At 67.7% G+C, this 26,702-nt stretch carries 21 protein-coding genes and 2 tRNA genes; 14 read left to right on the forward strand and 9 right to left on the reverse strand.

Annotated elements, in window-relative coordinates:
* The first annotated feature begins 44 nt into the window (after positions 1-44).
* The 10 genes from glpX (at position 45) to E4M01_RS07830 (ending at position 10,220) form a co-directional block, all read left to right on the forward strand.
* A complete protein-coding gene (gene glpX, locus E4M01_RS07785; protein WP_135061249.1) occupies positions 45-1,004 on the forward strand; it encodes a class II fructose-bisphosphatase in 960 nt (319 codons plus the stop codon).
* Positions 1,004-2,821 carry a single-stranded-DNA-specific exonuclease RecJ gene (gene recJ, locus E4M01_RS07790; RefSeq protein ID WP_135061247.1) on the forward strand — a complete coding sequence of 606 codons (1,818 nt, stop codon included), beginning with the start codon at positions 1,004-1,006 and terminating at the stop codon, positions 2,819-2,821. Before glpX ends, recJ begins: the two co-directional genes overlap by 1 nt.
* 81 nt (positions 2,822-2,902) lie before the next feature.
* Positions 2,903-2,977: transfer RNA gene (locus E4M01_RS07795), tRNA-Glu, on the forward strand.
* 99 nt (positions 2,978-3,076) lie between these two features.
* A complete protein-coding gene (locus tag E4M01_RS07800; RefSeq protein WP_135061245.1) occupies positions 3,077-4,669 on the forward strand; it encodes a histidine kinase famiy protein in 1,593 nt (530 codons plus the stop codon).
* Positions 4,670-4,805: 136 nt separating this feature from the next.
* Positions 4,806-5,318 carry a cold-shock protein gene (locus tag E4M01_RS07805; RefSeq protein WP_305764563.1) on the forward strand — a complete coding sequence of 171 codons (513 nt, stop codon included), beginning with the start codon at positions 4,806-4,808 and terminating at the stop codon, positions 5,316-5,318.
* Between the two features lie 28 nt (positions 5,319-5,346).
* A complete protein-coding gene (locus E4M01_RS07810) occupies positions 5,347-5,826 on the forward strand; it encodes a DUF192 domain-containing protein (protein WP_135061243.1) in 480 nt (159 codons plus the stop codon).
* Between the two features lie 54 nt (positions 5,827-5,880).
* A tRNA-Pro gene (locus tag E4M01_RS07815) sits at positions 5,881-5,957 on the forward strand.
* Between the two features lie 1,119 nt (positions 5,958-7,076).
* Positions 7,077-9,575 (forward strand): CHASE3 domain-containing protein, encoded by a 2,499-nt coding sequence (locus E4M01_RS07820; RefSeq protein ID WP_135067005.1) that lies wholly within the window; start codon positions 7,077-7,079, stop codon positions 9,573-9,575.
* Positions 9,572-9,964 carry a response regulator gene (locus tag E4M01_RS07825; RefSeq protein ID WP_135067009.1) on the forward strand — a complete coding sequence of 131 codons (393 nt, stop codon included), beginning with the start codon at positions 9,572-9,574 and terminating at the stop codon, positions 9,962-9,964. Before E4M01_RS07820 ends, E4M01_RS07825 begins: the two co-directional genes overlap by 4 nt.
* On the forward strand, positions 9,954-10,220 hold the full coding sequence (locus tag E4M01_RS07830) for an Hpt domain-containing protein (RefSeq protein ID WP_135067012.1): 267 nt from the start codon (positions 9,954-9,956) through the stop codon (positions 10,218-10,220). The genes E4M01_RS07825 and E4M01_RS07830 overlap by 11 nt, the downstream gene beginning before the upstream one ends.
* Here the strand turns inward: E4M01_RS07830 and E4M01_RS07835 are convergent.
* The 6 genes from E4M01_RS07835 to E4M01_RS07860 form a co-directional block, all read right to left on the reverse strand.
* The gene (locus E4M01_RS07835; protein ID WP_135067015.1) at positions 10,217-10,648 is read right to left on the reverse strand and encodes a hypothetical protein; all 432 of its coding nucleotides are present in this window, start codon (positions 10,646-10,648) and stop codon (positions 10,217-10,219) included. The genes E4M01_RS07830 and E4M01_RS07835 overlap by 4 nt on opposite strands.
* The gene (locus E4M01_RS07840) at positions 10,648-11,184 is read right to left on the reverse strand and encodes a hypothetical protein (protein WP_135067018.1); all 537 of its coding nucleotides are present in this window, start codon (positions 11,182-11,184) and stop codon (positions 10,648-10,650) included. Before E4M01_RS07840 ends, E4M01_RS07835 begins: the two co-directional genes overlap by 1 nt.
* Entirely contained in the window at positions 11,184-13,889 is a 2,706-nt protein-coding gene (locus E4M01_RS07845; RefSeq protein ID WP_135067021.1) for a hypothetical protein, read from the reverse strand. Before E4M01_RS07845 ends, E4M01_RS07840 begins: the two co-directional genes overlap by 1 nt.
* Before the next feature lie 30 nt (positions 13,890-13,919).
* Positions 13,920-14,381: a hypothetical protein gene (locus E4M01_RS07850; RefSeq protein ID WP_135280321.1), complete on the reverse strand. Its 462-nt coding sequence runs from the start codon at positions 14,379-14,381 to the stop codon at positions 13,920-13,922.
* Positions 14,336-14,707 carry a hypothetical protein gene (locus E4M01_RS07855; protein ID WP_135280322.1) on the reverse strand — a complete coding sequence of 124 codons (372 nt, stop codon included), beginning with the start codon at positions 14,705-14,707 and terminating at the stop codon, positions 14,336-14,338. The genes E4M01_RS07850 and E4M01_RS07855 overlap by 46 nt, the downstream gene beginning before the upstream one ends.
* Before the next feature lie 114 nt (positions 14,708-14,821).
* Positions 14,822-15,286, reverse strand: a complete 465-nt coding sequence (locus tag E4M01_RS07860) for a DUF4402 domain-containing protein (protein ID WP_245161280.1) — start codon at positions 15,284-15,286, stop codon at positions 14,822-14,824.
* A gap of 278 nt (positions 15,287-15,564) precedes the next feature.
* On the opposite strand from E4M01_RS07860, the gene E4M01_RS07865 reads away from it, so the two are divergent.
* Positions 15,565-16,197, forward strand: a complete 633-nt coding sequence (locus tag E4M01_RS07865) for a response regulator transcription factor (protein ID WP_209316020.1) — start codon at positions 15,565-15,567, stop codon at positions 16,195-16,197.
* 50 nt (positions 16,198-16,247) lie between these two features.
* Here the strand turns inward: E4M01_RS07865 and E4M01_RS07870 are convergent, their stop codons facing one another.
* The 3 genes from E4M01_RS07870 to E4M01_RS07880 all read right to left on the reverse strand — a co-directional run bounded on the left by E4M01_RS07870 (position 16,248) and on the right by E4M01_RS07880 (position 20,005).
* Complete coding sequence (locus E4M01_RS07870) at positions 16,248-17,516, reverse strand: sugar MFS transporter (RefSeq protein ID WP_135067031.1); 1,269 nt, start codon at positions 17,514-17,516, stop codon at positions 16,248-16,250.
* A 33-nt stretch (positions 17,517-17,549) separates the two neighbouring features.
* Positions 17,550-18,674, reverse strand: a complete 1,125-nt coding sequence (locus E4M01_RS07875; RefSeq protein WP_167765481.1) for a glycoside hydrolase family 5 protein — start codon at positions 18,672-18,674, stop codon at positions 17,550-17,552.
* 77 nt (positions 18,675-18,751) lie between these two features.
* Positions 18,752-20,005: an MFS transporter gene (locus E4M01_RS07880; protein ID WP_135067033.1), complete on the reverse strand. Its 1,254-nt coding sequence runs from the start codon at positions 20,003-20,005 to the stop codon at positions 18,752-18,754.
* A gap of 99 nt (positions 20,006-20,104) precedes the next feature.
* Between E4M01_RS07880 and E4M01_RS07885 the strand changes: the two genes are divergently transcribed.
* From E4M01_RS07885 to E4M01_RS07895, 3 genes are all read left to right on the forward strand, one after another.
* Positions 20,105-21,139: a LacI family DNA-binding transcriptional regulator gene (locus E4M01_RS07885; protein WP_135067036.1), complete on the forward strand. Its 1,035-nt coding sequence runs from the start codon at positions 20,105-20,107 to the stop codon at positions 21,137-21,139.
* Between the two features lie 112 nt (positions 21,140-21,251).
* The gene (locus E4M01_RS07890) at positions 21,252-23,981 is read left to right on the forward strand and encodes a TonB-dependent receptor (RefSeq protein WP_135067039.1); all 2,730 of its coding nucleotides are present in this window, start codon (positions 21,252-21,254) and stop codon (positions 23,979-23,981) included.
* A 69-nt stretch (positions 23,982-24,050) separates the two neighbouring features.
* Positions 24,051-26,567, forward strand: a complete 2,517-nt coding sequence (locus E4M01_RS07895) for an exo 1,3/1,4-beta-D-glucan glucohydrolase (protein ID WP_135067042.1) — start codon at positions 24,051-24,053, stop codon at positions 26,565-26,567.
* Positions 26,568-26,702: the final 135 nt, after the last annotated feature.

Consider the following 26,702-nt stretch of genomic DNA (forward strand, 5'->3'; position numbering starts at 1 on the left):
CGCCCGGACATGAGAATCCGGGGATCATGACCCCAGGAGACTCCATGGCCGACACGACCGCCCCCTACGCTACGACCTTGGCCGCCGACGCGGCGCAGGTGACCGAGCTGGCCGCCATCGCCTCTCACGCCCAGATCGGGCGCGGCGACGAGAAGCACGCCGACCAGCTGGCGGTGGACGCCATGCGCACCGCGCTGAACAACCTCGACATCGACGGCAAGATCGTCATCGGCGAGGGCGAGCGCGACGAAGCGCCCATGCTGTACATCGGCGAGAAGGTCGGCACCGGCAAAGGCCCGGCCATCGACATCGCGCTGGACCCGCTGGAAGGCACGACGCTGACGGCCAAGGCCATGGCCAACGCCCTGACCGTGCTGGCCATGTCGCCCGGTGGCGGCATGCTGCACGCGCCCGACACCTATATGGACAAGATAGCGATCGGCCCCGGCTACGCCGCCGGCACTGTCGATCTGGACATGAGCCCGCAGGAGAACGTCCGCTCGCTGGCCTCGGCCAAGGGCGTCGACCCGCGCGAGATCACCGTCTGCGTCATGGACCGCCCGCGCCACGCCGAACTGATCGCGGCCCTGCGTGAAGTCGGGGCCAAGGTCATGTTGATCACCGACGGCGACGTGGCTGGGGTGATCCACACGGCCGAGCCGGAGACCGGGATCGACCTTTATCTGGGTTCGGGCGGCGCGCCCGAGGGCGTGCTGGCGGCAGCCGCGCTGAAATGCGTCGGCGGCCACTTCCAGGGCCGGCTCCTGTTCCGCAACGACGACGAGCGGGCGCGCGCCTCGCGCACCGGCGTCACCGACTTCGACCGCAAATATGATCTGCACGACCTGGTGTCCAAGGACGCCGTCTTCGCCGCCACGGGCGTGACCAAGGGCGCCATGCTGGACGGCGTGCGCTTCGCCAACGGCCAGGTGACGACGCACACTCTGGTGATGGACTCCTTCACCCGCACCGTGCGGCGCATCCACACCACGCGGCCGGCCTAATGGCGGACGGCGGACCTCTGCGCGCGGAGTCCGCCGCCTTCCTAGGCGTCGAACGGTCCCTGTCAGGCCGGGCCTGGCGGCTGCGCCCGGCCGAGAGCACGGTCACCCGCGCCCATATGCAGGCGCTGGGCCTGGACGAACCGCTGGCGCGCGCGCTGGCCTCGCGCGGCGTGCGGGCCGATCAGGGCGAGCATTTCCTGCGTCCGACCTTCAAGGCCCTGTTTCCCGACCCGTCGTGCTTCACCGACATGGACGCCGCGGCCGAGGCGATCGTCGAGGCGGCGGAGCGCGGCGCCAAGGTCCACGTCTTCGCCGACTACGACGTGGACGGCGCCTCCAGCGCGGCGCTGCTGGTGCGCTGGTTTCGCGCGTTCGGCGCGGAGTTGCCGATCTATGTGCCGGACCGCCTGACCGAGGGCTATGGCCCCAGCCCGCGCGCCTTCGACACCCTGAAGGCCCAGGGCGCCGAGCTGGTCGTCACCGTGGACTGCGGCGCGGCGGCCAATGAGGCGCTGGAGCACGCCGCTAAGATCGGGCTCGAGGTCGTGGTGATCGACCATCACATGATGCGCGCCCAGCCGCCGCGCGCCCGCGCCGTGGTCAATCCCAACCGGCCGGGCTGCAACTCGGGCCAGGGCAATCTGGCGGCGGCGGGGGTGGTGTTCGTGCTGCTGGCCGCGCTGAACCGCGAGGCGCGGCGCAGAGGCCTGTTCGGGCCGGACCGGCCCGAGCCCGACATCCGCCGCTGGCTAGACCTCGCGGCCATGGGCGCGATCTGCGACGTCACCGGCCTGACCGGCTTCAACCGGGCGCTGACGGGCATGGGTCTGAAGGTCATGTCGGACTGGGCCAATCCGGGTCTGGCGGCCTTGCTGGCCGCCGCCGGGGCCGAGCAGGGCGTCGCCAAGTCCAATCACGCCGGCTTCATCCTGGGGCCGCGCATCAACGCCGGCGGGCGAATCGGCCGCGCCGACCTGGGCGCGCGGCTGCTGTCCACCGACGATCCGGGCGAGGCCCGCGCCATCGCGCTGGAGCTGGACGCGCTGAACCGCACCCGGCGCGAGGTCGAGGCGGCCGTCACAGACCAGGCCCTGCGCCGCGTCGAGGCCTCGGGCGCCCATGCTGACGACAGCGCGGTGGTGGTTGTCGAAGGCGACGACTGGCACCCCGGCGTAGTGGGCATCGTCGCCGGCCGACTGCGCGAGCGGTTCAGAATGCCGGTGGTGGTGATCGGCGTCGATCCAGTCACCGGGGTCGGCAAGGGCTCGGGCCGGTCGCAGCCGGGCATGAACCTGGGCCGCGCGGTGCAGGGGGCCTGGGAGGCGGGCCTGCTGCTGGCCGGGGGAGGCCACGCCATGGCGGCGGGTCTGACGGTCGCGCGCGGCGGCGTCGATCCGCTGCGCGATTTCCTGAACGACCGCCTGGCCGACGAGCGCGGCGCGGCCGTGGCCCAGGACTGGGTCGAGATCGACGCCCTGATCGACCCGCGCGGCGCGACCCGCGATCTGTTCGAATCCTTCGAGCAGTTGGCCCCCTTCGGCCCCGCCAACCCCGAGCCCCTGTTTGCCTTGGAGGGGGTCCAGGCGCGCGAGCCCGTGGCGATGAACGGCGGCCATGTGCGGTGCCGTCTGGTCGGACCCGACGGCGCGTCGGTCAAGGCGATCTGGTGGCGCTGCGCCGATCTGCCGGGCGGCAAGGCGCTGCTGTCGGGGCAGGGCGGGCTGAGCGTCGCAGGTCGTCTCAAGGCCGACGACTGGAACGGCCGCCGGGGTGTCCAGTTCGAGATCGAGGACGCGGCCGACCCGCGCATGGGCTGATAGAAAGAGCGTCGATTTTCGTGGAGCCGGCGCTTGCAACCGCCGGAATCGCCCGCTATATCGCCGGCTCTCCCGCGCAGCGGTCCCTTCGTCTATCGGTTAGGACGTCAGGTTTTCAACCTGAAAAGAGGGGTTCGATTCCCCTAGGGACTGCCACGCGGGAGATTTTCGCCCGACATCCTGTGCGTCCTTGGAGCCTTTGCAGCGCTCGCGGATTTGGCTTAACCGGTGAAAACCGGCCGCCCAGGACGCCAGATGAAAAACTCTCCCGAAAAGCCGCCGGTCGGCCATCCGCACCATCCCATGGTGACTGCCGAAGGCTTTGGCGGGACCGACGACATCTTCTTTGCGGCCGTCGAGATGACGCGCATGCCGATGATCGTCACCGACCCCAATCTGCCGGACAATCCGATCGTCTTCGCCAATGCGGCGTTCGTTGAGATGAGCGGCTATTCTCACGCCGAAATCCTGGGGCGCAACTGTCGCTTCCTGCAGGGGGCCGGCACGGATCGCGACACGGTCAGCCAAGTGCGTCAGGCGATCGAGGACCGCACCGACATCGCGGTTGAAATCCTGAACTACAAGCGCGACGGCTCGGCGTTCTGGAACGCCCTGTTCGTCAGTCCGGTGTTCGCGCCCGATGGGCGGCTGGTCTATTTCTTCGCCTCGCAGCTGGACGTGACGCGTCGCCGGGACGCCGAGGACGCCCTGCGCCAGGCGCAGAAGATGGAGGCCGTCGGTCAGCTGACGGGCGGCATCGCCCACGACTTCAACAACATGCTCACCGTCATCATGGGCAATGTCGAAAGCGCGCTGGAGAAATCCGAGGACGAGACCATAAGGCGTCGATTGGAGCGGGCTCTTGAGGGGGCGCGACGCGCCGAGACCCTGACCAGTCAACTTCTGGCGTTTGCGCGCAAACAGCGGCTGGACGGACGGCCGACCAATCTGAACGCGCTGGCTGAGGCCACCCGCGCCATGGCAGGCCGCACCCTGGGCAGCCATGTCTCCATAAGACTGGACCTGGATCAGGATCTGCGGCTGGCCCGCATCGACGCCGTGCAAGCTGAAACGGCTCTGCTCAACATTTTGATCAACGCGCGCGACGCCTTGCCCGAGACGGGCGGATCCGTCGTCGTGGCGACGCGCAACCTGACCCTCACGGACGAGGGACACCCCAGCGGGGCGGCGGCCGGCGACTATGTCGTCATGTCAGTCAGCGACGACGGCGAAGGCATGACGCCCGACGTGTTGCAGCGTGTCACGGAGCCCTTTTTCACCACCAAGGAGGTTGGGCGGGGCACCGGCATGGGGTTGGCCATGGTGTATGGCTTCATGCGTCAGAGCCAGGGCCAGCTTCATCTGGAATCGACGCCGGGCGTCGGCACGACGGTGTCTCTCCTCTTTCCGGCCGTGTCGGGGGATGCGGCCTATCCCGAGCGCGCGCCGATGCGGGAGGTGAAGGGCGGCGACGAGACCATCCTGATGGTCGAGGACAACCTGGACGTCATGGAGATGGGGCGATCGATTCTGAACGATTTCGGCTATGAGGTCGTCAGCGCCGGAACGGCTCGCGACGCCCTGGCCATGATCGATGCGGGTCGATCCTTCGATCTGCTGTTCACCGACATCGTCATGCCGGGCGGCATGAACGGGGTGACGCTGGCGCATGAAGTTCGGCGGCGGCGTCCGCATGCGAAGGTTCTGTTGACCACCGGATGGGCGGATCGTGCGCTCGACGACGTCGAGGATCGCGGAGGCTTCGACCTGATCGGCAAACCGTATCGGCGCGCGGACCTGGCCCGCAAGGTCAGATTGCTGCTGGACGGGCCGGACGGCGTCTCCTGATTGCATTGCGCGCCTTGTAACCGTCGTTTTTCGCTTTCCCGTCGTTCGCGGAACCGTGTTAAGGGATTAACCGTCTGCGTTTTTCGTTGCAGGCGGGGGTGGCGCTTTGTCAGAAATCGAGGGAGCCGAAGGCGCAGTGCGCCTGACGGGCAAGGTCAAGTGGTTCGATATCGGCAAGGGGTACGGGTTCGTCGTTCCCGACGATCCGGCGCAGACCGATAACAAGGACGTTCTTCTTCACATCAGCAGCCTGCGCGGCCTCGGGCGCGACAGGGCGGACGAAGGCGCGTCGATTCAGTTCACAGGGGTGCGACGGCCCAAGGGCTGGCAAGTCGCCGAGGTCATCGATCTGGACCGCGTCGACGGGGCCGGCGACCGGCGGAGCGCGGACGTGCGCACCGCATCCTCCCCGCTGACCGACCCTGCCGCTTCCGCAAGCCCGCTGGAGTCCGCGGTCGTCAAGTGGTTCAATCGAACCAAAGGCTACGGATTCGTAGTGCGGGACGGCTCGGGCGGCGATATCTTCGTCCACATCGAGACGTTGCGGCGCTCGGGCCTGGACGACCTGGTCCCGGGAGACGCCGTTCAAGTGCGGTTTGCCGAAGGTCCGAAGGGACTGGTGGTGGCGGAAATCAGACCGGGCGGGTGAACCTCCGCCCCATATGAGGGCGTAATAGATGAGTATCACACGTCGCGTCATGATCGGCGTCCTGGGGCTGACGCTCAGCGTGTCGGCGGCCTGCGCGCAGTCCTCAACGCCGGTCGATGCCGCGGGGAGAGCGCTTGAGCCCCTCAGCGTGACCACCGCCACCGGCAAGCACGACTTCATGGTCGAGATCGCCGACACAGAAGAGTTGCGCCAGCGCGGGCTGATGTTCCGCGATCCTTTGCCGGACGACCGTGGGATGCTGTTCCAGTTCCCGCAGGCTTCGGAGCAGAGCTTCTGGATGCGCAACACGCCCAGCCCTCTGGACATCATCTACATAGATCCGCGCGGACGCATCGTTTCCATCGCCAAGCATGCCACCCCCATGTCTGACACACCCATCCCGTCCTATGGCGCGGCCAACGGGGTGCTGGAGGTGAGGGCCGGCCGCGCGGACGAGATCGGCGCCAAGCCTGGCGACGTTGTCACCCACCCCTTCTTTCGTCCCTGACCGCTGACGCATTGCGGGCGGCCCGGCGCCATGCCAATAAGCCGCTCCTCGGTTCGGGGTGTAGCGCAGCCTGGTAGCGCATCTGCTTTGGGAGCAGAGGGTCGCAGGTTCGAATCCTGCCGCCCCGACCAATAATTCAGCCTGCTAGGCCCCTAAGCTCATGTTCGTCATGAGCTTCTTTCCGAGTTGGGGCACAGATTTGGGGCTGCTTCGGCGGTTCAGCGCTATTCACGCCTGATCACGATGCGTTGCCGGCGGCGATTTGAGATCACAGGCGTCATTGATTCGTTTTTGGCGCTGATTCGGGGCGCCGTCCTGCGTCCTCGGAATCTGGGACGCTGAGGCTGATCGGCCGATCCAGCGGCAGCCTTAATCATCCAATCCGTCAGAGGCGAATTCGCCGCGTGCCGGGCCTTCCGGCCCAGCCCGCCGGCCAGCACGCTGCATGGCGTTCAGCGCGGAGCCTCAGTCGCCATACGTCGGACGGCGGACAGGCCGCCCTGAGAGCGCCGGGTTGCGGCGTTCAGCGCAGAGCCCGCATCTTCTTCATCAGGGCGTTGCGGGCCTGGCGATGAGCGCCAGCCGCTTGATCACGCTCTTTGGCCAGATCGGCTTCGCGCTCGTCTAGGGCGGCTTGGGCCGCCGCCCACTCCTGGTCCAGCCTGTCGGCTTCCGCCTGTAGCGCCTTCCGCCTCTTTTCGGCTGCTGGGGGCGCGGCCGCCTTTTGGGGAGCCGGCCGCCTTTTGGGGAGCCGGCCGCCTTCCCAGCCGGCTCTTGTCGATCGCCTCACCCCGTTGGATCACCTCGCCCGGGTCGGCCATCGCCGCGTCGTAGTCCGGCCCGTCATGGATCTCTTTCGCCAGGCCGTCCTTGAAGATGTCGCGGTGCATGCCCCATGCTCGCAGGGCCTTGGCGCGCGACGACGCGGCCACGCTGAAGGCGTGGAAGCCGTCCGACCAGGAAAAGACCTTGAGCCTCGCCTTCGCCATGCGCAGCGTCCGTCCGCCGTACCCTCATCATTTTACCAAACGGAATGGGTGACCTTTTGTCGGGAGTCGAGGTGGTTTTTGGATCCTGCGATGAGATCCCAAAGGTGGAGATGCTCTATCGCCTTCCACATCCGTTCTGATCTCGATCGACTCTAGTGGGTCCGCTTTCCACCCTTATCCTTATGGCTGAGAGGCCTGATCGGACTGATAATCAGACCGACTTTAACGGTCTGCTGATGAAGCTCGCCGCTGAATGCTCGTATGATCCGCTCTGCACCTGATCGCCACGCATCCAAGAGCCTCAAGCGTTGGCTAGGCTTCCTGGGCATCGCCCTGGTCGTGCTCAGCCTCGGGGTGATGGGATTCGAACTGGCGCGGGAGTTCGAGCGGTCTCGCGTGCTCAGGCAGGAGATCGAGAAGTCCCACGAGACCCGGGCGCAGATCGAGCGGGTGTTTTCCTTGCTGCAAGACGCCGAGACCGGGCAGCGCGGCTTCATCATTACCGGCGACGAACGGTTCCTGGAACCCTACGATGTCGCCGAGACGAACCTCGACGAGCAGATCTCACGCCTCGAAGCGCTATACGGCGGCGACGCCGCTCGAGCCCAGGATATGGAGGATTTGAAGGCCCTGGTCGCGCGCAAGCAGGCGACGCTCACTGAAGGGATCGAGACCCGCCAGCAACAGGGGCGTGATGCAGCCCTGGCGTTTGTCGCCAGCGGATCGGGCAAGGCGGCCATGGATGCGATCCGGGAGGAGATTGACCGCATGGTCGCGGTCGAGGCGGACGCCCTGCGCGATGTCGCAAGTCGGGCGGATCGCCGTACTAGATCGACCGAGGGCCTGGTGGGCGTGCTTTTCGTTCTGCTGCTTGCCAGCGTGGCGACGGCCTTCTTCCTTATATGGCGCTATGTCGTCACCCGGCGGCGTCTGCTGTCCGAGGTGCAGGCGGTGGCCGCGCGCCAGACCACGATATTCGACAGCGCCATCGACGCCATTCTGACGTTGAACCCCAGCGGCAGCATCGAAACCCTGAATGCCGCCGGCGAACGCATGTTCGGCTGGTCGGCGAAGGACATCACGCGGCGCGACGTCTCGCTTCTGCTCGATGTAGCGGGGGATGACGAGGCCGCCTTTCTGGCGCGACTGGGCGCCCGCAACGGCGATTTCGAGGGCGGGCTGGTGCGCGAGATGACCGCGCGTCGGCGCGACGGCCTCGCATTTCCCGTAGACGTGGCGCTTAGCCCCATGAAACTGCCGACCGGCGTGCATCTGGTCGCGGTCATTCGCGACATCACCGAGCGGCGTCGCATGGAGGAGATGAAGCGGCAATTCGTGTCGACCGTCAGCCATGAGCTTCGGACGCCTCTGACCTCGATCGCCGGATCCCTGGGCCTGCTGACCGGCGGGGCGGCCGGCGCTTTGCCGGACCGTCCGGCGCGCCTCATCGCCATCGCCCACGCCAACAGCCAGCGGCTGGTGCGGCTGATCAACGACATCCTCGACATGGAGAAGCTGGAATCCGGTCAGATGACGCTGGACCTCTCGCCGGTCGATCTGCGCGATATCGCCGAACGCTCGATCGAAAGTCTGCGCGGCTTCACCGAAGACCTGGGGGTGGACATCACTCTGGCGGGAGGCGCGGCGGCCCCGGTGCGCGGAGATGCCGATCGCCTGATCCAGGTGGCCGTCAATCTTATATCCAACGCTGCAAAGTTTTCTCCGACTGGCGGCACAGTCGAGGTATCGGTGCACCCCGAATCCCGCCTGGCCCGCCTCAGCGTCCGCGACGAAGGTCCGGGCATTCCAGACGAGTTCAGGTCGCGGATCTTCTCCAAGTTCGCCCAGGCGGACGGGTCCGACACCCGCGCCAAGGGCGGCACGGGCCTCGGCCTGGCCATCGCGCGCGAGATCGCGGAGCGGCATGGCGGCCGCCTGTGGTTCGAATCTCAGCCCGGGGCGGGTGCGACGTTCCATCTCGACCTGCCGATGACGCAGGACACACCCTCGACAGACGGCGAGCAGGCCCGGCTTCTGATCGTCGAAGACGATGCCGACGCCGCTCAGATTCTGCGCGACATGCTGATCATGGACGGCTTCGTCGCCGATATCGCACCGACCGCCCGGGAGGCCCTCGCAGCCGCGCATTCGGACCGATATGACGCCGTTCTGGTCGATCTGCAGTTGCCCGACGCCGATGGCGTCAGCCTGATCCGGGCGCTGCGGGCCAGGGCCTCTTCGCGTGACCTTCCGGTCGTGGTGGTGTCCGGCGACGTCGCTCGCGGCCGCGCCAGGGGCCGGTCGCTGGAAGTTGTTGACTGGCTGGAGAAGCCCTTCGACCAGACGCGCCTGCGCAACGCCGTGGCGGCCGTGCTGTCGCGGATCGGGGCGCAGCGGCCCAGGATCCTTCACGTCGATGACGACCCTGACATTCTCACCGTCACCGCGTCCGCCCTTTCCGGCGTCGCCGACATGGAGCGTGCCGAAGATCTGGCCGCCGCTCGAAAGGCGCTGGCCGAGCGGAGGCATGATCTCGTCATCCTCGACCTGGGCTTGCCCGACGGATCGGGCCTCGAGCTTCTGCCGCTGATGGAGGACGGCGTCGGCGGCCCGATCCCCGTCATCATCTATTCGGCTCAGGAAACCGACGCGGTGATGGGCGACCACGTCGAGGCCGTTCTGGTGAAATCGCGAACCTCGTTGGCCACGCTCGCCCGCACCGTGCGGCGGCTGACACGCAAGGGAGGCACGGCGCGATGAGCGATCTGCATCTGCTCCACATCGACGACGAGGATGACATCCGCGAGGTCGCGGCCTACGCGCTGGAGATCGATCCCACGATCAGGCTGCAGTCCGCATCGTCGGGCGCGGAGGCGCTGGCCAGGCTCGAAGCCGGGCTCAGGCCCGACGTCATTCTGCTGGACGTCATGATGCCGGGCATGGATGGCCCCAGCACCCTTGAGGGGCTGCGCCAGATCGACGGCCTGCAGACCACGCCCGTCATCTTCATGACCGCGCGTGTCCAGGCGGAAGAGCGCGATCGATACGCGGCCCTCGGAGCGATCGGGGTGATCAACAAGCCCTTCGATCCCATGGCGCTGGCGGCGGAAGTGCGATCGCTGCTGGCGGCGGGACGACATGACCGGTGATCCGCTGGAAGCCCTGAGGCGGCGCTTTGTCGAGCGCGCAAAGACCGAAGCCGATAGCCTCGAACGCGCGCTTTTGCAGGGCGACCGGTCAGAAATGGAACGCGTGGTTCACGGGTTCGCAGGGGCCGCCGGCGTGTTCGGCTATCAGGCGCTAAGCGAGCAGGCTGCCGTGCTGGATGGCCAGTTCGCTCGCCGCGACCCTCCGGATGAAGACAGGCTGCGCGACTTGGTCTCCGCCATCCGCGCGGTCGGCTAATCGTAATCGATGCTGACCGGAAGCACAGCCATTCCCGCATGCTGGGAGGTGCGGCCTGTGATCCTGAGAGTGTCCTGTCCGTCCGCATCCAAACGACCGCTGAGGCCGTCGGATATGTCGCCGTCGTTGGCGCTCCAGATGCTCAGTTCACGCCAGTCTGCCTGATCTCGGCGTGGCAGCCGAATGCGGTAGGCTCTGCCGGCGTCTCCGCTCAGCCGGATGACGGCGGCGCTGTCAGCCGTAACGCCGTCCTGAGCGACCAGGGCAGCAGCATCCGCGTCGCGGTCAAGGCGCATGGGGCTTAAGGTCGCCACGCTGAGACTGCGCTGAACCTGCAGGGCGGCGCCGCCCGCGGCGGACTGAGCCTGAGCGCTGGTCCCCCAAAGGGCGAGTGCGCCGGTGACTATGATGATCCGGATCAACGTCATCAGATGAACTGCGCCGTGACGATATAGCTCACTGGCTGGTTCCCGCTCGGCGCGTTCGCATCCAGACGAATATCCATGCCCAGACGGAACACCGCCGAGCCCAGCAGGCCGATGGGGTTGATGTCAAAACTCAGGCTGGACGCTTCGGCGGGCGCCGATCCGCTACGATAGCTCATGCCGCTGACGGCGGCGACCCGGAAGCGTGTGATGTGCGCCGCGCTAGAGCCGGTGACCGGCGTGATCGTCACGCGAATCGAGCGCAGGGCGCATAGGCTTGAGACGTTCAGGAAGCCGCAGTCGATCGTCACGGTCGGGGCGGTCACGACGCCGGGACCCAGGCGAATGGCGTCGCCCGAGACGCGCGTCACGCCGCCCGTCGTGGAAATCGAAAAGACCGTCGCGCTGGAGCCGCGGATCGTGTTGCCGAGAACCGGCGCGCCGGCCGGGGACGGCGTAACCCTGAGCTGAGCGTGAGCCATCGCGGGGGCCATCGACCAGCCCAGGGCGAGGGTGAGCAGAAGCCAGATGACGCGCATCACGATCCTCCCGCGACGAGGCGAACGACGACTTCGCCGGCGCGCACGAAGCCGCCGCTGGGCGGAATGACGACCGTCGGCGCCTCTACCAGTTCAAGGCCCAGGACCGCAGCCTGGGTTTGATCCAAAACCACGCGATAGGCGCCGGGACGCACACCTTCCAGGAACAGCACGCCGGCGTGATCGCTGCGCCCGGCCAGCGGCTCGCCGCCCGCTTCGGGCACAAGGGTGAGGTTGACGGCGGACAGGGGACGGGCGGAGCCGTCGCTGCGGCGCAGGGCGATCGTCAGCTCCAGCTCGGCGCTGCGGCGCATGGGATAGTCCACCGTCACCACCCGGCCGGCGCGCGGCGTGACGGTGAACACGGGCGGTCCGGCGGTCAGGAAAGGGTCATCCACGCCTTGCCCGTCCAAGCGGATGCGCGCCGAGGCGCCGTCGCCAAGGCCGGACACGAACGCACGTCCCTGATCGTCGGTCAGAGCGACGCTGCCCGGAATGTCGACCACGATGTCCGCCACGCCGATCTCGTCGGCCTGACGCACGCCGTCGCCATTGTCGTCGACATAGGCGTTGACGGCGACGGCGCCGCCCGATGCCGCGCCCGGCCGCGTGAAGCGATACCCCCTCGCGAAGGGATCGTAGCCGAATCCGAAGCCCATCTGCAGGCCGATGCGCCAGTCGCGTGAGGCGGTTTCGTACGAGACGTTGAACGCCAGATCGAAGCGCGACGCTCGCCAGAGGTTCGAGGCCTGAAGGCTGGTGGTGGGATTGGGGCCCAGGGTGCGGATGGCGCCGAACCGTAAAGCGTTCGAGCGCGACGTCTGCCAGTCGGCCAGCACATAGGCGCTCTCGATCGCGGCGTCGGGCGCCAGGACGTAGGACAGCCCGCCTCGCACCTGGACGGTCGAGGCGACCAGGGTCGCCGCATCGGTCGCCCCAGCCAGCCGTCGCCGGCTTTCCAGACCACCACCGCGCTCGTCCTCCCAGACGACGCTGCTGGAGACGTAGTAGCGATCAAGCGGGGCGGACGCGCGCAGCTCGGCGTTAGTCAGAGCACGGGCGTCGATGCGTTCGAGCCGGCGCAGATTGAAGGAAACGGGCAGGGCCAGCCCTCCCGGACCACGGGCTTGGCCGTCAAGGCGCAGGTCGGTGGCGCGTCGCAACGGGGCCTGTCCGATCACGCCCAGCTGGCGCGTCTCGTCGACGAAGCCCCCGGAATACTCGGCATGACGCCCCACCGCTGAAACGCCGAGCACCCTGGACGCGAGGCCCAGTCCCACGCCGCTTCCGCCCTGATCGTCGAAGGCCAGATCCAGCTGGCTGGCTGCGGCGCCCAGCGATCCGCGCAGACCCAATGACCCGAGCGTGCGCGCCGGGCCGGTCTCGGGCGAATAGCGGGCCGCGCCCGCAGCCAGGGTGAGCGCGGGCGTCAAGCCGTACTCGGCCGTCGCCACGATGCGCGACCGTCCCTGGTTGGGCACGGACGGCGCCTGGCCCACGTCGAAGACGGCGGCGCCCTGTTCCACCGCGCCGAAGCGCAGCGCCAGACGGCCAGGCTCCAGCTGGCCGGAGCCGAAGTTGATGCGTCGGACGACCTCGCGGCTCTGGCCCTGCGATCCGTAAAAGACCAATCGGATCGTGTTCAGCCCATAGGCCAGCGGCACGTTCAGGAACTCATAGCGTCCCTGGATCGGCGAGGTCTGGGCCGCCTGAAGCACTTCGTTGACGTAGAGCTCGACCTCCTCGCCCAGGGCGAGTTCCCCACGCAGGTTCAGCGGCGTCGCGAGGTCCAGCGATTCCAGCGGGGCGGAGGTGTAGAACACGCCCCGGCCCGCGTATCCGGCCGCGCCCATGGCCATCGACGGCGAAAAGACGTCGCCCAGACCGGCCCGCGTCCCGCCCAGCAGGCCTAGCGCGCGTCCACCTGGATCCTTGCGGGTCAGCATCACGCGAACGTCGCCGATGTCGCCACGGTCATCGGAGCCCACATAGCCTTCGAAGCCCGCCCACAGCAGATCGCCGGCCGCCCGCACGTCGTAGCGTCGCGCCAGGTCCGAACCGTCTCGCGACAACTGGCCGCCGATGTTCACATCGAACGCCGGCGGCGTGAACGGCCGATAGGGCGTCTCCAGCGCCACGGCCTCCGCTTCGCCAACCAGGAGCCCCAGCCCGGCCTGACGGCGCAGCCGGGCCTCGCGCTGCTGAAACGGAAGCGGTTCGGTCGGGGTCAGCTCCATGACCTGAGCCGCCGGATCGGCGCGCAGCTGCAACGGCAGCAACTGCTGCAGCAGGTCCAGCCGCACATAGAGGTCGTCGCCGTAGAAGGCGGCCTGACCCGCCGCGATCGGCGTGACGCGCCCGTTGACCGTCGCACGGCCCGCGGCCAGGTCCACGATCAGCTGCCGATCCGGCGACAGCACCCAGCCCTCCGCCCGGCGCTGCGCCGGAAACACGCCGACGGCCAGGTCCAGCACCCGAGACAGCTCGCCCAGCGGCACGAATACGCCGGCGCGCGATGAATAGACGTTGAGGGAGTCGGTCAGCAGCAACTCGCCGGACCGGACCTCCATCCAGAGCAGATCGTCGGGCGTGAATGGCTGCGGGTCGGCGGCGATCACCAGATTGCGCACGACCGCCTGGGCCAGGGCATCGTCAGCGACGCCCAGCACGAGTAGCGCCAGACCGGCCGACAGCCCGGTCTTCACGGCGCGACGAGCGTCGCCGACGCCAGAACTTCACCCGGACGGGCGTCGTCGTCGCGATAGACGATAGTGACGGCTTCGCCGGACGCCAGAGCGGCGGGGCAGAGCGACCACAGCGGCGCGCCGCTCGATCTCCGGATAGACGGCGACGCCGCGCACCGCCGTCAGAAGAGGGCCGTCCGGGCGCGCGCCCTGGCGGACCTCGATGTCGCCGTAGACGGAGCTCTCGCCCAGCCGAACCAGCTCCAGGCTCACGCCCTGCGCGGTGTCTCCCTGGACCAAACGTAGGTTCTCGACCGCCGCGTGCGCGTCGGCCACGCTGTCGCGGACGATGACGGGAATGCTGATGCTGAACAGGGCGACGACCTGAACCGACAGTTCGTCGGCCCCCTCGCGCGCGGCCTGTTCGGCGGTGAAGCCGGCGGTTTCGGCTGGCAGGGCGGTCACCGTCAGGTGCGTGCGATGTTCGCCGCCCGCACCGGGACGCGCGCGCACGCGCGGATCGCCTGGCTCTCGCGCGGCTGAAGGGTGATGCGGCGCGGCGTGTGCTGCACCAGGTCCAGCGCGGAAGCCACGGCGATGTCAGGCCGGTCTGCGGCCGGGACGATCTGCCCGTCCGCCGTCATCGCCCGGTCGACGAGTTCGACCGTATAGGTCGCTTCGGCGTCGCCCTGGTTGAAGATGTAGACCGTCGCCGCGCGCTCGCCCGGCCCGAACACCACACGCTTGGGCGAGATGTTCAGGTCGGCGCCGCTCTGCGCGCTGGCCGGCAGCACGCTGGCCAGCAACAGAAGGACGGGAAGAAGCAATCGATACAGCATGGCGCGTGTCCGAGACTTGGAACGCCGCGTAGAATGACAGCTTGCCGACTTCAGTGGGTTAACCCCCGCCTGGTCGAGCCCCGGATCCTTCAGCGGAAACATGGCTGAGCGCGATCAGTTGTAGGCGGCGGAGACGGTGAAGGTCCCCGTGTAGGCGCCGGTCGGGGTGGTGGAGGCCACCGGCACGCTGCCGCCGACGCGGAAGCTGAGCGAACCGGCCGAGCCCAGGGCGTTGCTCAGGGTCTGGCTGGCGGCCGAACCCGACAGGTTGTTCGACGTGGTGACGGTCAGGGTGTCGGTGCCGTTGGCGATCGAGAAGGTCGCCGGGATGGTGACCGAGATCGACTGTCCGCCTTCGCCGTCAACGGTGAACTGCGCCGCCTGGGGCGTGTCGCCGGAGCTCAGGCCGACGACGCCGCCCGCAACCGAGCGGGCGCCCGCGGCGCTGACCGCGACCGTGCCGGCGCCGCTGGTGGGGCGCACCACCGTGCCGAACTTCAGGTCGGCGTTCTTGGTCAGGGTCAGGGGGCGCAGGACCGTGATCGACCCGGTTCCGGTCGTCGAGGCGGACTGGGCCATGGCGGGAGCGGCGACCGAAAAACGGTCAGGGCGGCGGCGGCGAAGGCGAGGGTCTTGATGAACATGATGAGCTCCAACGGGAGGGGTGACTGCGTTGGCCGTCCAAATCAGCCACATCCGCCGCTGCGTCCACAATGGGGCCCGCCAAAACCTGCTAAATCGAACCAAAGTTATAGGTTCGCGCCGATATTCGCCGCTCACACGCCATTGGGCGCCGCAATCGAAACGCGCAGTTAAGAGGATCAGAGCAATCTGGCCGTGCGTGAAAGGAGCGGCCGGTGCGTTGGATCGTGCTCATTGTCGATGACCATCCGCTCGTGGGCCAAGCCTTCGAGCTGTCGATCCGCGCCGCCTATCCGCACCTCGACGTCGGCCGGGTGACCAGTGCCGCGGAGGCCGAAGAGTACGTCCGGCTCAACGGTTCGCGGGTGAAGCTGGTCTTGCTGGACCTCATGCTTCCCGACGCGGACGGCTTCAGCGCTCTGTTGCGTCTGCAGCAAATCCTCGACGAGGCCCATATCGCCATCGTGTCGGCCCGCGTGAACCAGCACACCGTCGCCATGGCGCGCGCCTTCGGCGCCCGCGCCTACCTATCCAAAGCCGAGCCTGTCGAAACCCTGGTCAACGCCGTCGGCGCAATCTTGCGGGGCGAGGAGCTGTTTCCCGAGGGCGTCCAGCCCGACCCCGTCAGCATCGACATGCATCGACGACTGGCGACGCTGTCAAAGGCCCAGCTTCGCGTCCTCCGCGCGCTGGCGGACGGCAAGCTGAACAAGCAGATCGCCGCCGAGATGGACCTCACCGAGTTCACGGTGAAGCAACACGTCTCGGCCATCCTGCGCAAACTTGAGGTGAACTCTCGATCGCAGGCCATAGTCGCGGCGGGGCCCATGTTGCGAAACGCGGGTTGAATTCAAGGACGCCGATCATGGGGGCGCGGCTGCGTGGGAAGTGCCCAGAGCTATGCCGAAAGCCTCCTGGTGGCGGTGCGGACGCAGGCGAGAGCGAAGGCGATCAGGATCAGATAACCGGTGAAGGGCACGAAGAAGGCCGGCGTGACCGCTCCATAGGTATCGGCCACCAGGCCCGCGAGCGGGGGCAGGATCGCGCCCCCGATGATGCCGAACACCAGCAGGCCGGACGTGGCGGCCGGCGAGGCGCTGGAGCGCTCCAGCGTCAGGCTGAAGATGGTCGGGAACATGATGGAGTTGAAGAAGCCGATCGCCAGCGCGGCGTAGGCCGCCGTGGTTCCGTCCGATTGGGTGACGACGAGCGCCAGACAGGCCGCCGCGGTTGTGCAGACCGACAGCAGGACAGCGGCGCGCACGCGGGTCAGCAGCGCCGACCCGACGAAGCGGCCGACCATGGCGGCGCCCCAGTAGTACCAGCCCACCATGTGGCCAGCCTCGTGCGCCGGCAGGCCCAGGCCGTCGGCCGAACTGATGAAGGGGATCAGCAGGGCCCCGATCGTCACCTCGGCCCCGACGTAGAAGAAGATCGCCAGGGCGCCGAACACCGCCCAGCGCGACCGGAAGGCGGTGAAGGGCGAAACCACCGGGCCGCGCGCGCGACCCGCGACCGAGGCCTCGATGCGCTTGCGCGCCGTCCAGATGAAGATGGCTACCAGGGCGAAGAAGGCGCCGACGGCCAGGAAGGCCAGGTCGATCGAACGCAGGGATTCGCCGCGCGTCGCGGGGGTCACGATGGCGTCGGCGGCGAAGACACCGCCGGTGAGGAGGATGGTCGAGCCGATCACCGGGCCCAGAGTCGCGCCCAGCGAGTTGAACGCCTGGGAGAAGGTCAGCCGCAAGTGCGCGGTCTGGGGCGCGCCCAAGGCCGTGGACAGCGGGTTGGCCGCGACCTGCAGCAGGGTCACCCCGCAGGCGATGACGAATAGGGAAGCCAGAACGAGGGGATAGAGATCGACGATGGTGGCTATCGGCACCAGGATACAGCCGGCGATCATCGCCCCCAGCGCCGCCAGGATGGCGCGGCTGTAGCCGAGGCGCGACAGCACCCAGCCGGCGGGCAGGGACGCCACGCCATAGGCGATGAACCAGGCCGAGGCCGTCAGCATGGCCTCTGCGGTGGTCAGGTCGAAGACCCGCTGCACGGCCTGGATCAGCGGATCGATCAGCGAGGTGACGAAGCCCCAGGCGAAGAACAGGCTGGTCACATAGGCGAAGGCCAGTCGCGTGCCCTGACGCGGTGCGGTTGATGCGGTGTCCATGCGAACTCGTCCTGAAGAAGGTGGGGGCGGCCGTCAGAAACAGGCCGAGTTGAAGCGTTCGTCGCCGGTCCAGGCGCAAGATCCGTCGATGCAGTCGATGAGGTCGCCGTTGAAGGCGTCGCGCGCGTGGTCGTAGAGTTGATACCAGCCGCCATCGTCCCAGACGGCCGTGGGCATGCCCATCTCGGCCGCGTGTCCGACGTGGAACCGCGAGTACCAGAGGCGCACATTGTTGCAGTCCGGCGTGGCCAGGCGGCTGCCCCAGCCCACGCCCCATTCGCCGATGAAGACCGGCATCCCCTGGCCCGTGTTCCGGGCCCAGTCGGCCATGACCTGCATCGGCTCGCGGATATCAGCCTCGGTCCAGGGGTCGGCGTAGTCGCCCTGATTGTCTCCGGCGAACTCCCACGGGCTGTAGTGGTGGAAGGTCGCCATCACATAGGGATCGCGGCCCGAGCCGACGTCATTCAGGTGCGGCCAGGTCGTGGCCATTTCGCCGGCGCCGAACCACTGGTTGCCCCCGATGATCACGATGCGCTCGGGCGATCGGACGCGGATCTGGCGATAGGCCGCGCCGCTCATGGCGCGCAGCGCCTCGGGCGCCATCGGGTCGCCGTTCTCGAGATGGGGCTCGTTCAGTATCTCGAACAGCAGGCGCGGATCGCGGTCCGCCAGCATCGCGGCGATGTCGGTCCAGAGCCGTTCCAGCACATCGGCGCGGCCGGTCTCCTTGAGCTGCTTCTCGTGATGAGCATTCAGGACGACATACAGGTCCGGCTTGGACAGCGCATAGTCGATCACCTGAATCAGGGCCGTCAGCCGCGGAGCGTCGAGATCGACCGCGCCGGTCTCCGCATCGGCCAGGCGGTAGCCGTCGATCGGCTCGGTCCAGGTGACAGGGATGCGCAGGGTCCGGAAGCCGCGCTCATAATAGGCGTCGATCTTGGGCCGCGCCGCTTCGAGGGTCGGCGGGTGCTGATCATTGTCGAACATCTGGCCCAGGTTAAAGCCCTTGCCCATGGCGGCGGCCGCCTGGCGAGCGGTAGGGGCCGACTGGGTCGCCTGAGCCGAGACGGCGCCCGCGCGAGCCGATTCCATCGGCGCGGCGCAAAGGACCGAGCTCGCCAGGAGCAGAGCCTGAACGAGGGTTGCACGCATGTCGTCAAACTCCTCCCAGGCCGACCATGAACAATTGACAGCGCTGTCGCAAGCACTGTCGAGAGGGCTCGGTCGTCTCACCTGACATGACGCACGGCCATCACCAGCAGGCCGCCGACGAGCGCCGCGCCGGCGGACACGAGCATGAGTGACGGCCAGTCCGAGCGTTCAGGGCCCAGCGCCAGCAAGGCCAGCATGGGCGCCACGACGGCGGGCAGGGTGTTGGTCAGGTTCATGACGCCCAGGTCGCGGGCCGCGTCGCGGCGTGAAGGCAGAACCTGGGCGACGAGGGCCGCATCCACTGTCGTATAAAGCCCGAAGCCGACGCCGTAGAGGACGTATCCGATCAGCGGCCCCGGCCATTGCGGCCACAGCGCGAAGATCAGCAATCCCCCCGCCAGGATCACGGACGCCGCCAGGATGAACAGGCGTCGACTGCGCAGTCGGTCCGACAACAGCCCTCCGACAAAGCCCGAGGCGACGATCAGAACGGTGGACAGGGCGATAAGTCGCGCCAGGCCGCTCTCGGCCGTTTGGCCGGGAAACTGTGCCGCGTAGTGCGCATGGTCGGCCAGATAGAACAGCATGAAGGCGTTGATCACGCTGGCGGCGATCTGGAAGCAGAAGCGCGACATCCAGGCGAAGCCGAAGTCCGCCGTGAAGTGCAGCCTCGACGGCTTCGACGTCTCACGGGTCCGGACCACGGGTTCCTTCCAGGCCAGCAGAAGCGGCACGACGCAGGCGACGACGATCACACCCAGCAAGGCCAGCCTGGCGCCGGCGTCCGGCAGAATCGGATCCGCGATCAGCACGCCCGTCGCTGCGCCCATCGGAGCGCCCAGGCCCAGGAATGCGGCGACGCGACCCTTCTGGGCGTCCGGAACCCGGTCGGCGAGAATGGCGGTCAGGGGGGCGAACATCAGGTTGAAGCCCAGCTGGAAGGCGATCACGCCGACGATCAGGCCGGTTGGCGTGCGGGCGGCGCCGATCAGGCCGTAGGCGGCCAGCACGCCGATCAGTCCCAGCAGGATCCAAGGTCGCCTGCGCCCCCAGACGGACCGGGTCCGGTCGCTGCCCCAGCCGGCGGCCAGATTGGCGACGCTGGCCACGCCCGCGCCCCAGGCGGTGGCGACGCCCAGCAAGCCGACCTTGTCGACCATGGACACCTGCTGGGCCTGCAGCGGCACGATGATCGACAGAAGCGGTACGAAGGCGCTGAAGGCGCCGACATAGGCGAGGGTCAGCAGGGCGACGAAGCCGGGTCCGACCCGCGGCGGCGTGGAGGTTTCGGCTGGGGCGTGGGTCGGCATGGCGTGGCGACACTGGTGCATGACGACGTCGCGATGCGAGGGAAATCTTGCGCTTCGCCAACGGAGCAAAGCATATCTTGGCCGCGGCCCGCAGACAGGGTTCGCGGCGGGGCAGCGACGATGGCAGCGACGATCTATGATGTGGCCGCCCTGGCCGGCGTGTCCATCAAGTCGGTTTCGAGGGTTCTGAACCGCGAGCCCAATGTCAGCGCGGCGCTTCAGGAGAAGGTGAGGGCGGCGGTCGAGACGCTGGACTATCGCCCCAGCCTGTCGGCGCGCAGCCTGGCCGGCGCATCCTCCTATCTGATCGCGGCCTTCGTTGACGCCTCGCTGACCCTGCAGCACATGCGCAGCGGACGGGGCAACGACTATCTGAGCCGGCTGGAGCTGGGGGCGCTGGTCGAATGCCATGAGGCAGGCCACCATCTGCTGGTCGAGCTGATCGACTACGGCTCTCCCAGCCTTGAGGCGAGACTGACCGCCCTGCTGAAGGCGCTGAGGCTGGACGGGGTGCTGCTGACACCGCCGAACGCCGACGACCCGCTGGTGCTCGACATCCTGGAGCGCTCAAACACGCCGTTCGTACGGCTGGGCGCCGAGCGCGACCTGGACCGAGGCATGCGCGTCCACATGGACGACCGGCAGGCGGCGCATGACATGACCAATCATCTGATCGGTCTGGGCCACCGGCGAATCGGCTTCGTTTCCGGACCGCCCGCCTATGCGGCCAGTCAGGCGCGGCGCGAAGGATTCCTAGCCGCGCTTTCGGAGGCGGGCGTCTCGCCTTTCAGCCTGGCGGATGGCGATTTCACCTTCGATTCCGGTCGGCGCGCCGGGCTCGATCTGTTGTCTGGTGAAGAGCGCCCGACCGCGATCTTCGCCAGCAATGACGACATGGCGCTGGGTGTGCTGGCGGCTGCCGGCAGTCTTGGCGTACGAACGCCGGAAGCGCTGTCGGTGTGCGGTTTCGACGATACGCCCGGCGCGCTTTTCAGCACGCCCGCGCTGACGACCATCCGCCAGCCCGTGGCGGAAATGGCAGCGGCGGCGACCCGCATGCTGCTCGCCGCCAAGAAGGGGCACGTCTCCCCAAGTCAGAAGATCGACTACGTCCTGGTGTCGAGGCTTTCCACCCAGCCGCCTGCGAAGAACTGACACATGACGCGTTGACAGCGCTGTCAAAGCGAGACACCTTTCGCTCCGGAAACGCTGGGCTCCGTCAGAGCCGCAAACAAGGTGCCCGAAAACGGGGCCGGGGGAGGAAACTATGGTCCGTTACAGGAATGCGCTTCTGCTTGGCTGCGCCACAGTGGCTCTGACAGCCACGATGGCGGCGGCGCAGGCGCAGCCCCAGGTCGCCCAGCCGGTGCAGGCCGCGGCAGAGCAGGAAGCCACGACCCAGGTCGGCGATATTGTCGTGACCGCCGAGCGTCGTCAGCAAAACCTTCAAGACTACGCGGGCGTCGCCCAGTCGATCACGGGTGAAACCCTGCGCGCGGTCGGCATCGATCAGATCGAGGACCTTCAGTCGGCCGTGCCGGGCCTGTCGATCTCGAACCAGGAAGGCAACGTCCAGATCTACATCCGCGGCGTGGGGACCGCCAACAACACCGAGTTGGGCGATCCGTCCGCCGCAACCCATCTGAACGGGGTCTATCTGCCCCGGCCTCGCGGGCTGGGCGGCATGTTCTTCGACCTGGCGCGGGTCGAGATCGCCAAGGGACCGCAAGGCACGCTTCGCGGCCGCAACGCGGTGGCCGGCACGCTGAACATCATCCCCAACATGCCGCGCCTCGGTTCGCGCGAGGGCTTCGTCCAGGGCGAAGTCGGCACCTTGGACACGACGGGCTTCGAGGCCGCCGTCAACCTGCCGATCGGCGACACCCAGGCCGTGCGCCTTGCCGTGTACGGCATGGACAAGGGCACCGCTTACGAGAATGTCGGCAACGACTCGTCCCTGAAGCCCACCGGCATCCAGGAATTGTTTTCGGCGCGGGCCACTTATCTGTACGAGCCCAACGACCGATTCCGCGTCACTCTGATGGGCGACTACGCATCCGAGCGCGGCACCGGCTATCCGGCCACCAACATCCGCAACGGTCTAGTCAACGGCGGCACGCCGGATCAACTAGAGCTGCGCGAGGTTCTGTTCCGCGGACCCCAGGGCCTGGTCGAGAACGACAACTGGGGTCTGGCGCTGAACGCCTCCTACGATCTTGGGGCGGTTGTCCTGGAGTACATCGCGAGCCGCCGGAGCGTGGACTACTACCAAGTCAACGCCGCCAACGAGGGCGTCGTGCGGCCCGGCTACGGCGCGGCCGACGTCGACTACGACAACTTCGGCACTCAATACTGGCTGACCCTGTCGAAGTCCGACATTCACGAGCTGCGCCTGTCGTCCTCGCCTGATTCGCGGGCGGTATGGTCGACCGGACTGTTCTATTTCAAGGAAGACCAAGAGGTCGGCTTCCTGTCGGTGGTGGATAAGGGTCTGTTCTACTCCGGCACCGAGTTCACCTTCCCGGAGGTGAAGTCCGAATCCTTCGCCGCCTATTTCGACGTCACCTATCCGGTGACCGACCAGCTGCGAGTCAAGGGCGGCTTCCGCTACACCGATGAGAGCAAGTCGCGGCGCGGCGTGGGCGGCAACTGGTCGTTGGGACTGGGCTCCGAAGGGTTTGGCTGCTGCTTCACCACCCGCCTCGGCACCGAGGGATTCCGGCCGATCTTCCGTGGTCGCGCAAGCTATGAGGCGCCGGCGCCGGGGGACAAGGCTGCTGCGGCGCAGTATTTCCTGGGCGCCTTCCGGCCCGGTGCGCGCGACACCTTCCTGGAGCAGATCGCCGGCGTGGCCGACGGCTCGCGTCCGAACGGCACCTGCGTGGACCGGCCGGATACCCAGCCCGATTACGGAGGCCAGGTTTGTCCGGCCAACGGCCAGCACAGCTTCTTTGAGATCAGTGCTCCAGGCGAGCAGGTGGGGTCCTACGAGGACTCCTTCAGCGACTACCGCGTCGGCTTCGAGTACGACTTCACCTCAGACAATCTGTTCTACGGCGCGATCTCGACCGGACATAAGTCCGGCGGCTTCAACGACACAATCACGATCAATGGGGTCCAGACCGCCCCGACCTTCGCGCCGGAGGCCGTCACCCTCTACGAACTGGGCACGAAGAACACCTTCCGCCTGGACACCGGCCGCATCGATGTGAACGCCAACGTCTTCTATTATGACTATTCGGATCAGGTGTTTCAGACCCTGGTGTCCCTGGGCGTCGGGCCGGGTGGGTCCAGCGCCGGCTTCTCGCAGCAGAACATCAATGTGGCCCAGTCGACGATCAAGGGCTTTGAGCTCGAGACCCGGTTCGACCTGCCCTGGGGCATGCGCCTGGACCTGATCGGCGCCTATATCGACGCCAAGGCCGACAGCGGCGCGCTGACCGACACGCGGGGCACCGACTATGGCGACGGCACGCCGAACTTCAACATCGATATCGCCGGCAACGACCTGCCGAACGTTTCGAAGGTGAACCTCAACGCCCACCTGCAGAAAACGACGGAGCTGATGGGCGGCCGCGCCGACTTCCATCTGCTGGCCAACTACCGCTCATCCTACCAGCTCAACATCTACAATGAGCTGCCTGTGATCCAATTTGTCGATCGGCCGACGGATCCAGCAGCCCAGGCCGCCTATGACGCCTTCAAGGCCTCTGTCGCCGGCACGACGATCAACCCGACCGCGCCGCTGGCTAGCCCCTTCCTGCGCAGCACCGACGCCAGAGACGGCGGCTTCTGGGCTCGTCAGGGCGGCTATGTGACGGTCAATCTGGGCGCGGGATGGGAGCCGGCCAGCGGCCGCTATCGCGTCGAGGCCTACGTCAACAACCTCTTCGACAAGACGGTGGTTGAGAAGCAGCTGGTGTCCGACGAGGTCGTCAATGTGCTGTTCCTGAACCAGCCGCGTACGATGGGCGTGCGACTGCGCGCCAACTTCTAAGCTCCTGAGCCTGGGGGCGACGCGGCATCCGCTGCGTCGCCCGTTTTTTTGCAGTACCGAGGTCCCCGCATGTTCCTGCAGCGCCCCGCCGTCATCTCCGCCCTGGCCCTGACCGTCGCGCTCGGCGGCTGCGCGACGGCGGCGGAACCCGCAGAGACGCCAGCCCAGGCGCGTGCGACGCCCTCGCTATGGCCGCAAGCCGCCAGTCCCGACGCCCTGACGGACGCCCAGACCGAAGCCTTCATCGACACGCTGATCGCCCGCATGACGCTGGAGGAGAAGGTCGGCCAGATCATCCAGGCCGACATCGCCTCGATCACGCCCCAGGACCTGGCGACCTATCCCATCGGTTCGATCCTGGCCGGCGGCAACTCATCGCCCGGCGGCAATGAGCGCGCGCCGCTGGCGGAGTGGGTCGCGCTGTCGCGCGCCTTCCGCCAGGCCGCAGAGGCTCGACCGGGCGCGGCGGTGCCGCTGATGTTCGGCATCGACGCCGTGCACGGCCATAACAACATTGTCGGCGCCACCCTGTTTCCGCACAACATCGGCCTGGGCGCAGCCCGCGATCCCGATCTGATCCGGCGCATCGGCGAGGCCACGGCGCTGGAGGTGGTGGCGTCCGGCGCGGACTGGACCTTCGGGCCGACCCTGGCCGTCCCGCGCAACGACCGCTGGGGCCGGACCTACGAAGGTTATGGCGAAGACCCCGAGATCGTGAAGGCCTACGCCGGCCCGATGACCCTGGGTCTGCAGGGGGCGTTGCAGGCCGGTCGGCCGCTGGCGGCGGACCGCATCGCCGGCTCCGCCAAACACTTCCTGGCCGACGGCGGCACGACCGACGGCGTCGATCAGGGCGACGCCGTGATCTCCGAAGCCGAACTGATCGGCGTGCACGCCCAGGGTTATGTGCCCGCCATCGACGAGGGCGTGCTGACCGTGATGGCCTCCTTCTCGAGCTGGAACGGGGTGAAGATCACCGGAAATCGCTCGCTGCTGACCGATGTGCTCAAGGAGCGGATGGGCTTCGACGGCTTCGTGGTGGGCGACTGGAACGCGCACGGCCAGATTCCGGGCTGCAGCAACGAGAGCTGCCCCCAGGCGATCAACGCCGGCCTCGACATGTTCATGGCGCCCGACAGCTGGCGCGGCCTGTACGACAACACCCTGGCCCAGGCCCGCGCCGGCGAAATCCCGGCCGCCCGACTGGACGACGCCGTGCGCCGCATCCTGCGCGTCAAGGCCAAGCTGGGGGTGTTCGACCGCGACCGCTCATATGAGGGACGCGCCGAACTGCTGGGCTCGGCTGACCACCGCGAACTGGCCCGCGAAGCCGTGCGCAAGTCGCTGGTGCTGCTAAAGAACGAGGGGGTGCTGCCGATCCGGCCGGGCGCGCGGGTCTTGGTGGCCGGGGAGGCGGCGGACTCGATCGGCCAGGCCTCGGGCGGATGGACCATCACCTGGCAGGGCACGGACACCACCAACGCCGACTTCCCGGGCGGCACGTCGATCTGGGCCGGATTGCGCGACGCAGTGTCAGAGGCCGGCGGCTCCGCCGAGCTGAGCGCGTCGGGCGAGTTCACCCAGAAGCCGGACGTGGCCATCGTCGTGTTTGGCGAAACCCCCTATGCGGAGTTCCAGGGCGACATCCAGACGCTGGAGTTCCTGCCCGAAGGCCCGCTGGAGATGCTTCGGCGCTTGAAGGCTCAGGGCATCCCGACGGTCTCCGTCTTCCTGAGCGGCCGGCCGCTCTGGACCAATCCCGAGATCAACGCCTCGGACGCCTTCGTCGCCGCCTGGCTGCCGGGCACGGAAGGCGCGGGCGTCGCGGACGTGCTTGTGGCGGGCAGGGACGGTGCGACCCGTCATGATTTCACCGGCCGGCTATCCTTTTCCTGGCCCAAGACGGCCGCTCAGGATGTGCTGAACGTGGGCGATCCCGGCTACGATCCGCAGTTCGCCTATGGCTATGGGCTCAGCTACTCCAGGCCGGCCGCCGTCGCCGCCCTCGGCGAAGACCCGGGCGTCGAGATCACGCGGAGCAATCTGGACCGATATTTCGCCGACGGCCGCGTCCAGGCGCCGTGGTCGCTGCTGCTGCGCGACGGCGGCGGCGACACGCGGGTCGGACAGGTGCTGGGCGGCTCCAGCCCGCGCGGCGCCGTCAGCGTGCGCTCGACCGACGGGACGGCCCAGGAAAGCGCGATGGCCCTGAGCTTCTCCGGCCCCGGAGAGGCGGTCATCTTCGGACCGGCCGTCGACCTGTCGCGCCAGCGCAACGGCGACATGGTGCTGGCCCTGTCGGTCCGCCTGGACGAGGCTGCGCGAGGCCCGATCGATCTGGGCTTCGGCGCGGAGCACCACGACATCGCGCCGCTGCTGGCCGACGCGGCGGTCGGTCAGTGGCGTCACCTGCGTCTGCGTCTGGCCTGCTTCGATGGCGACGCCGCGGGCGTATCCGCCGTGGAAACGCCGTTCTCGCTGAGATCGGCGGAGCCGCTGCGTATTTCGCTGGCAGACATCAGTTTGACGAGCAATGATGCTCCCGCAGTGTGCTTGAGTGAAACCAGTCGGGAAGCCTTGTCTTGAACGGCTGACCCAGAGCTGTTTTCGAACGGCCTCGCTTGGATGTGGACTTCAGCCGCGAAGCGGCGGCCGAATGTCTGACTGCAGGCAAATAATCAACGTCCGCTGCTGGCTCTTCGGGCGTCGCCTGCTTCATCC

Origin of the sequence: Brevundimonas sp. MF30-B (genome assembly GCF_004683885.1) — a bacterium.
GTDB lineage: Bacteria > Pseudomonadota > Alphaproteobacteria > Caulobacterales > Caulobacteraceae > Brevundimonas.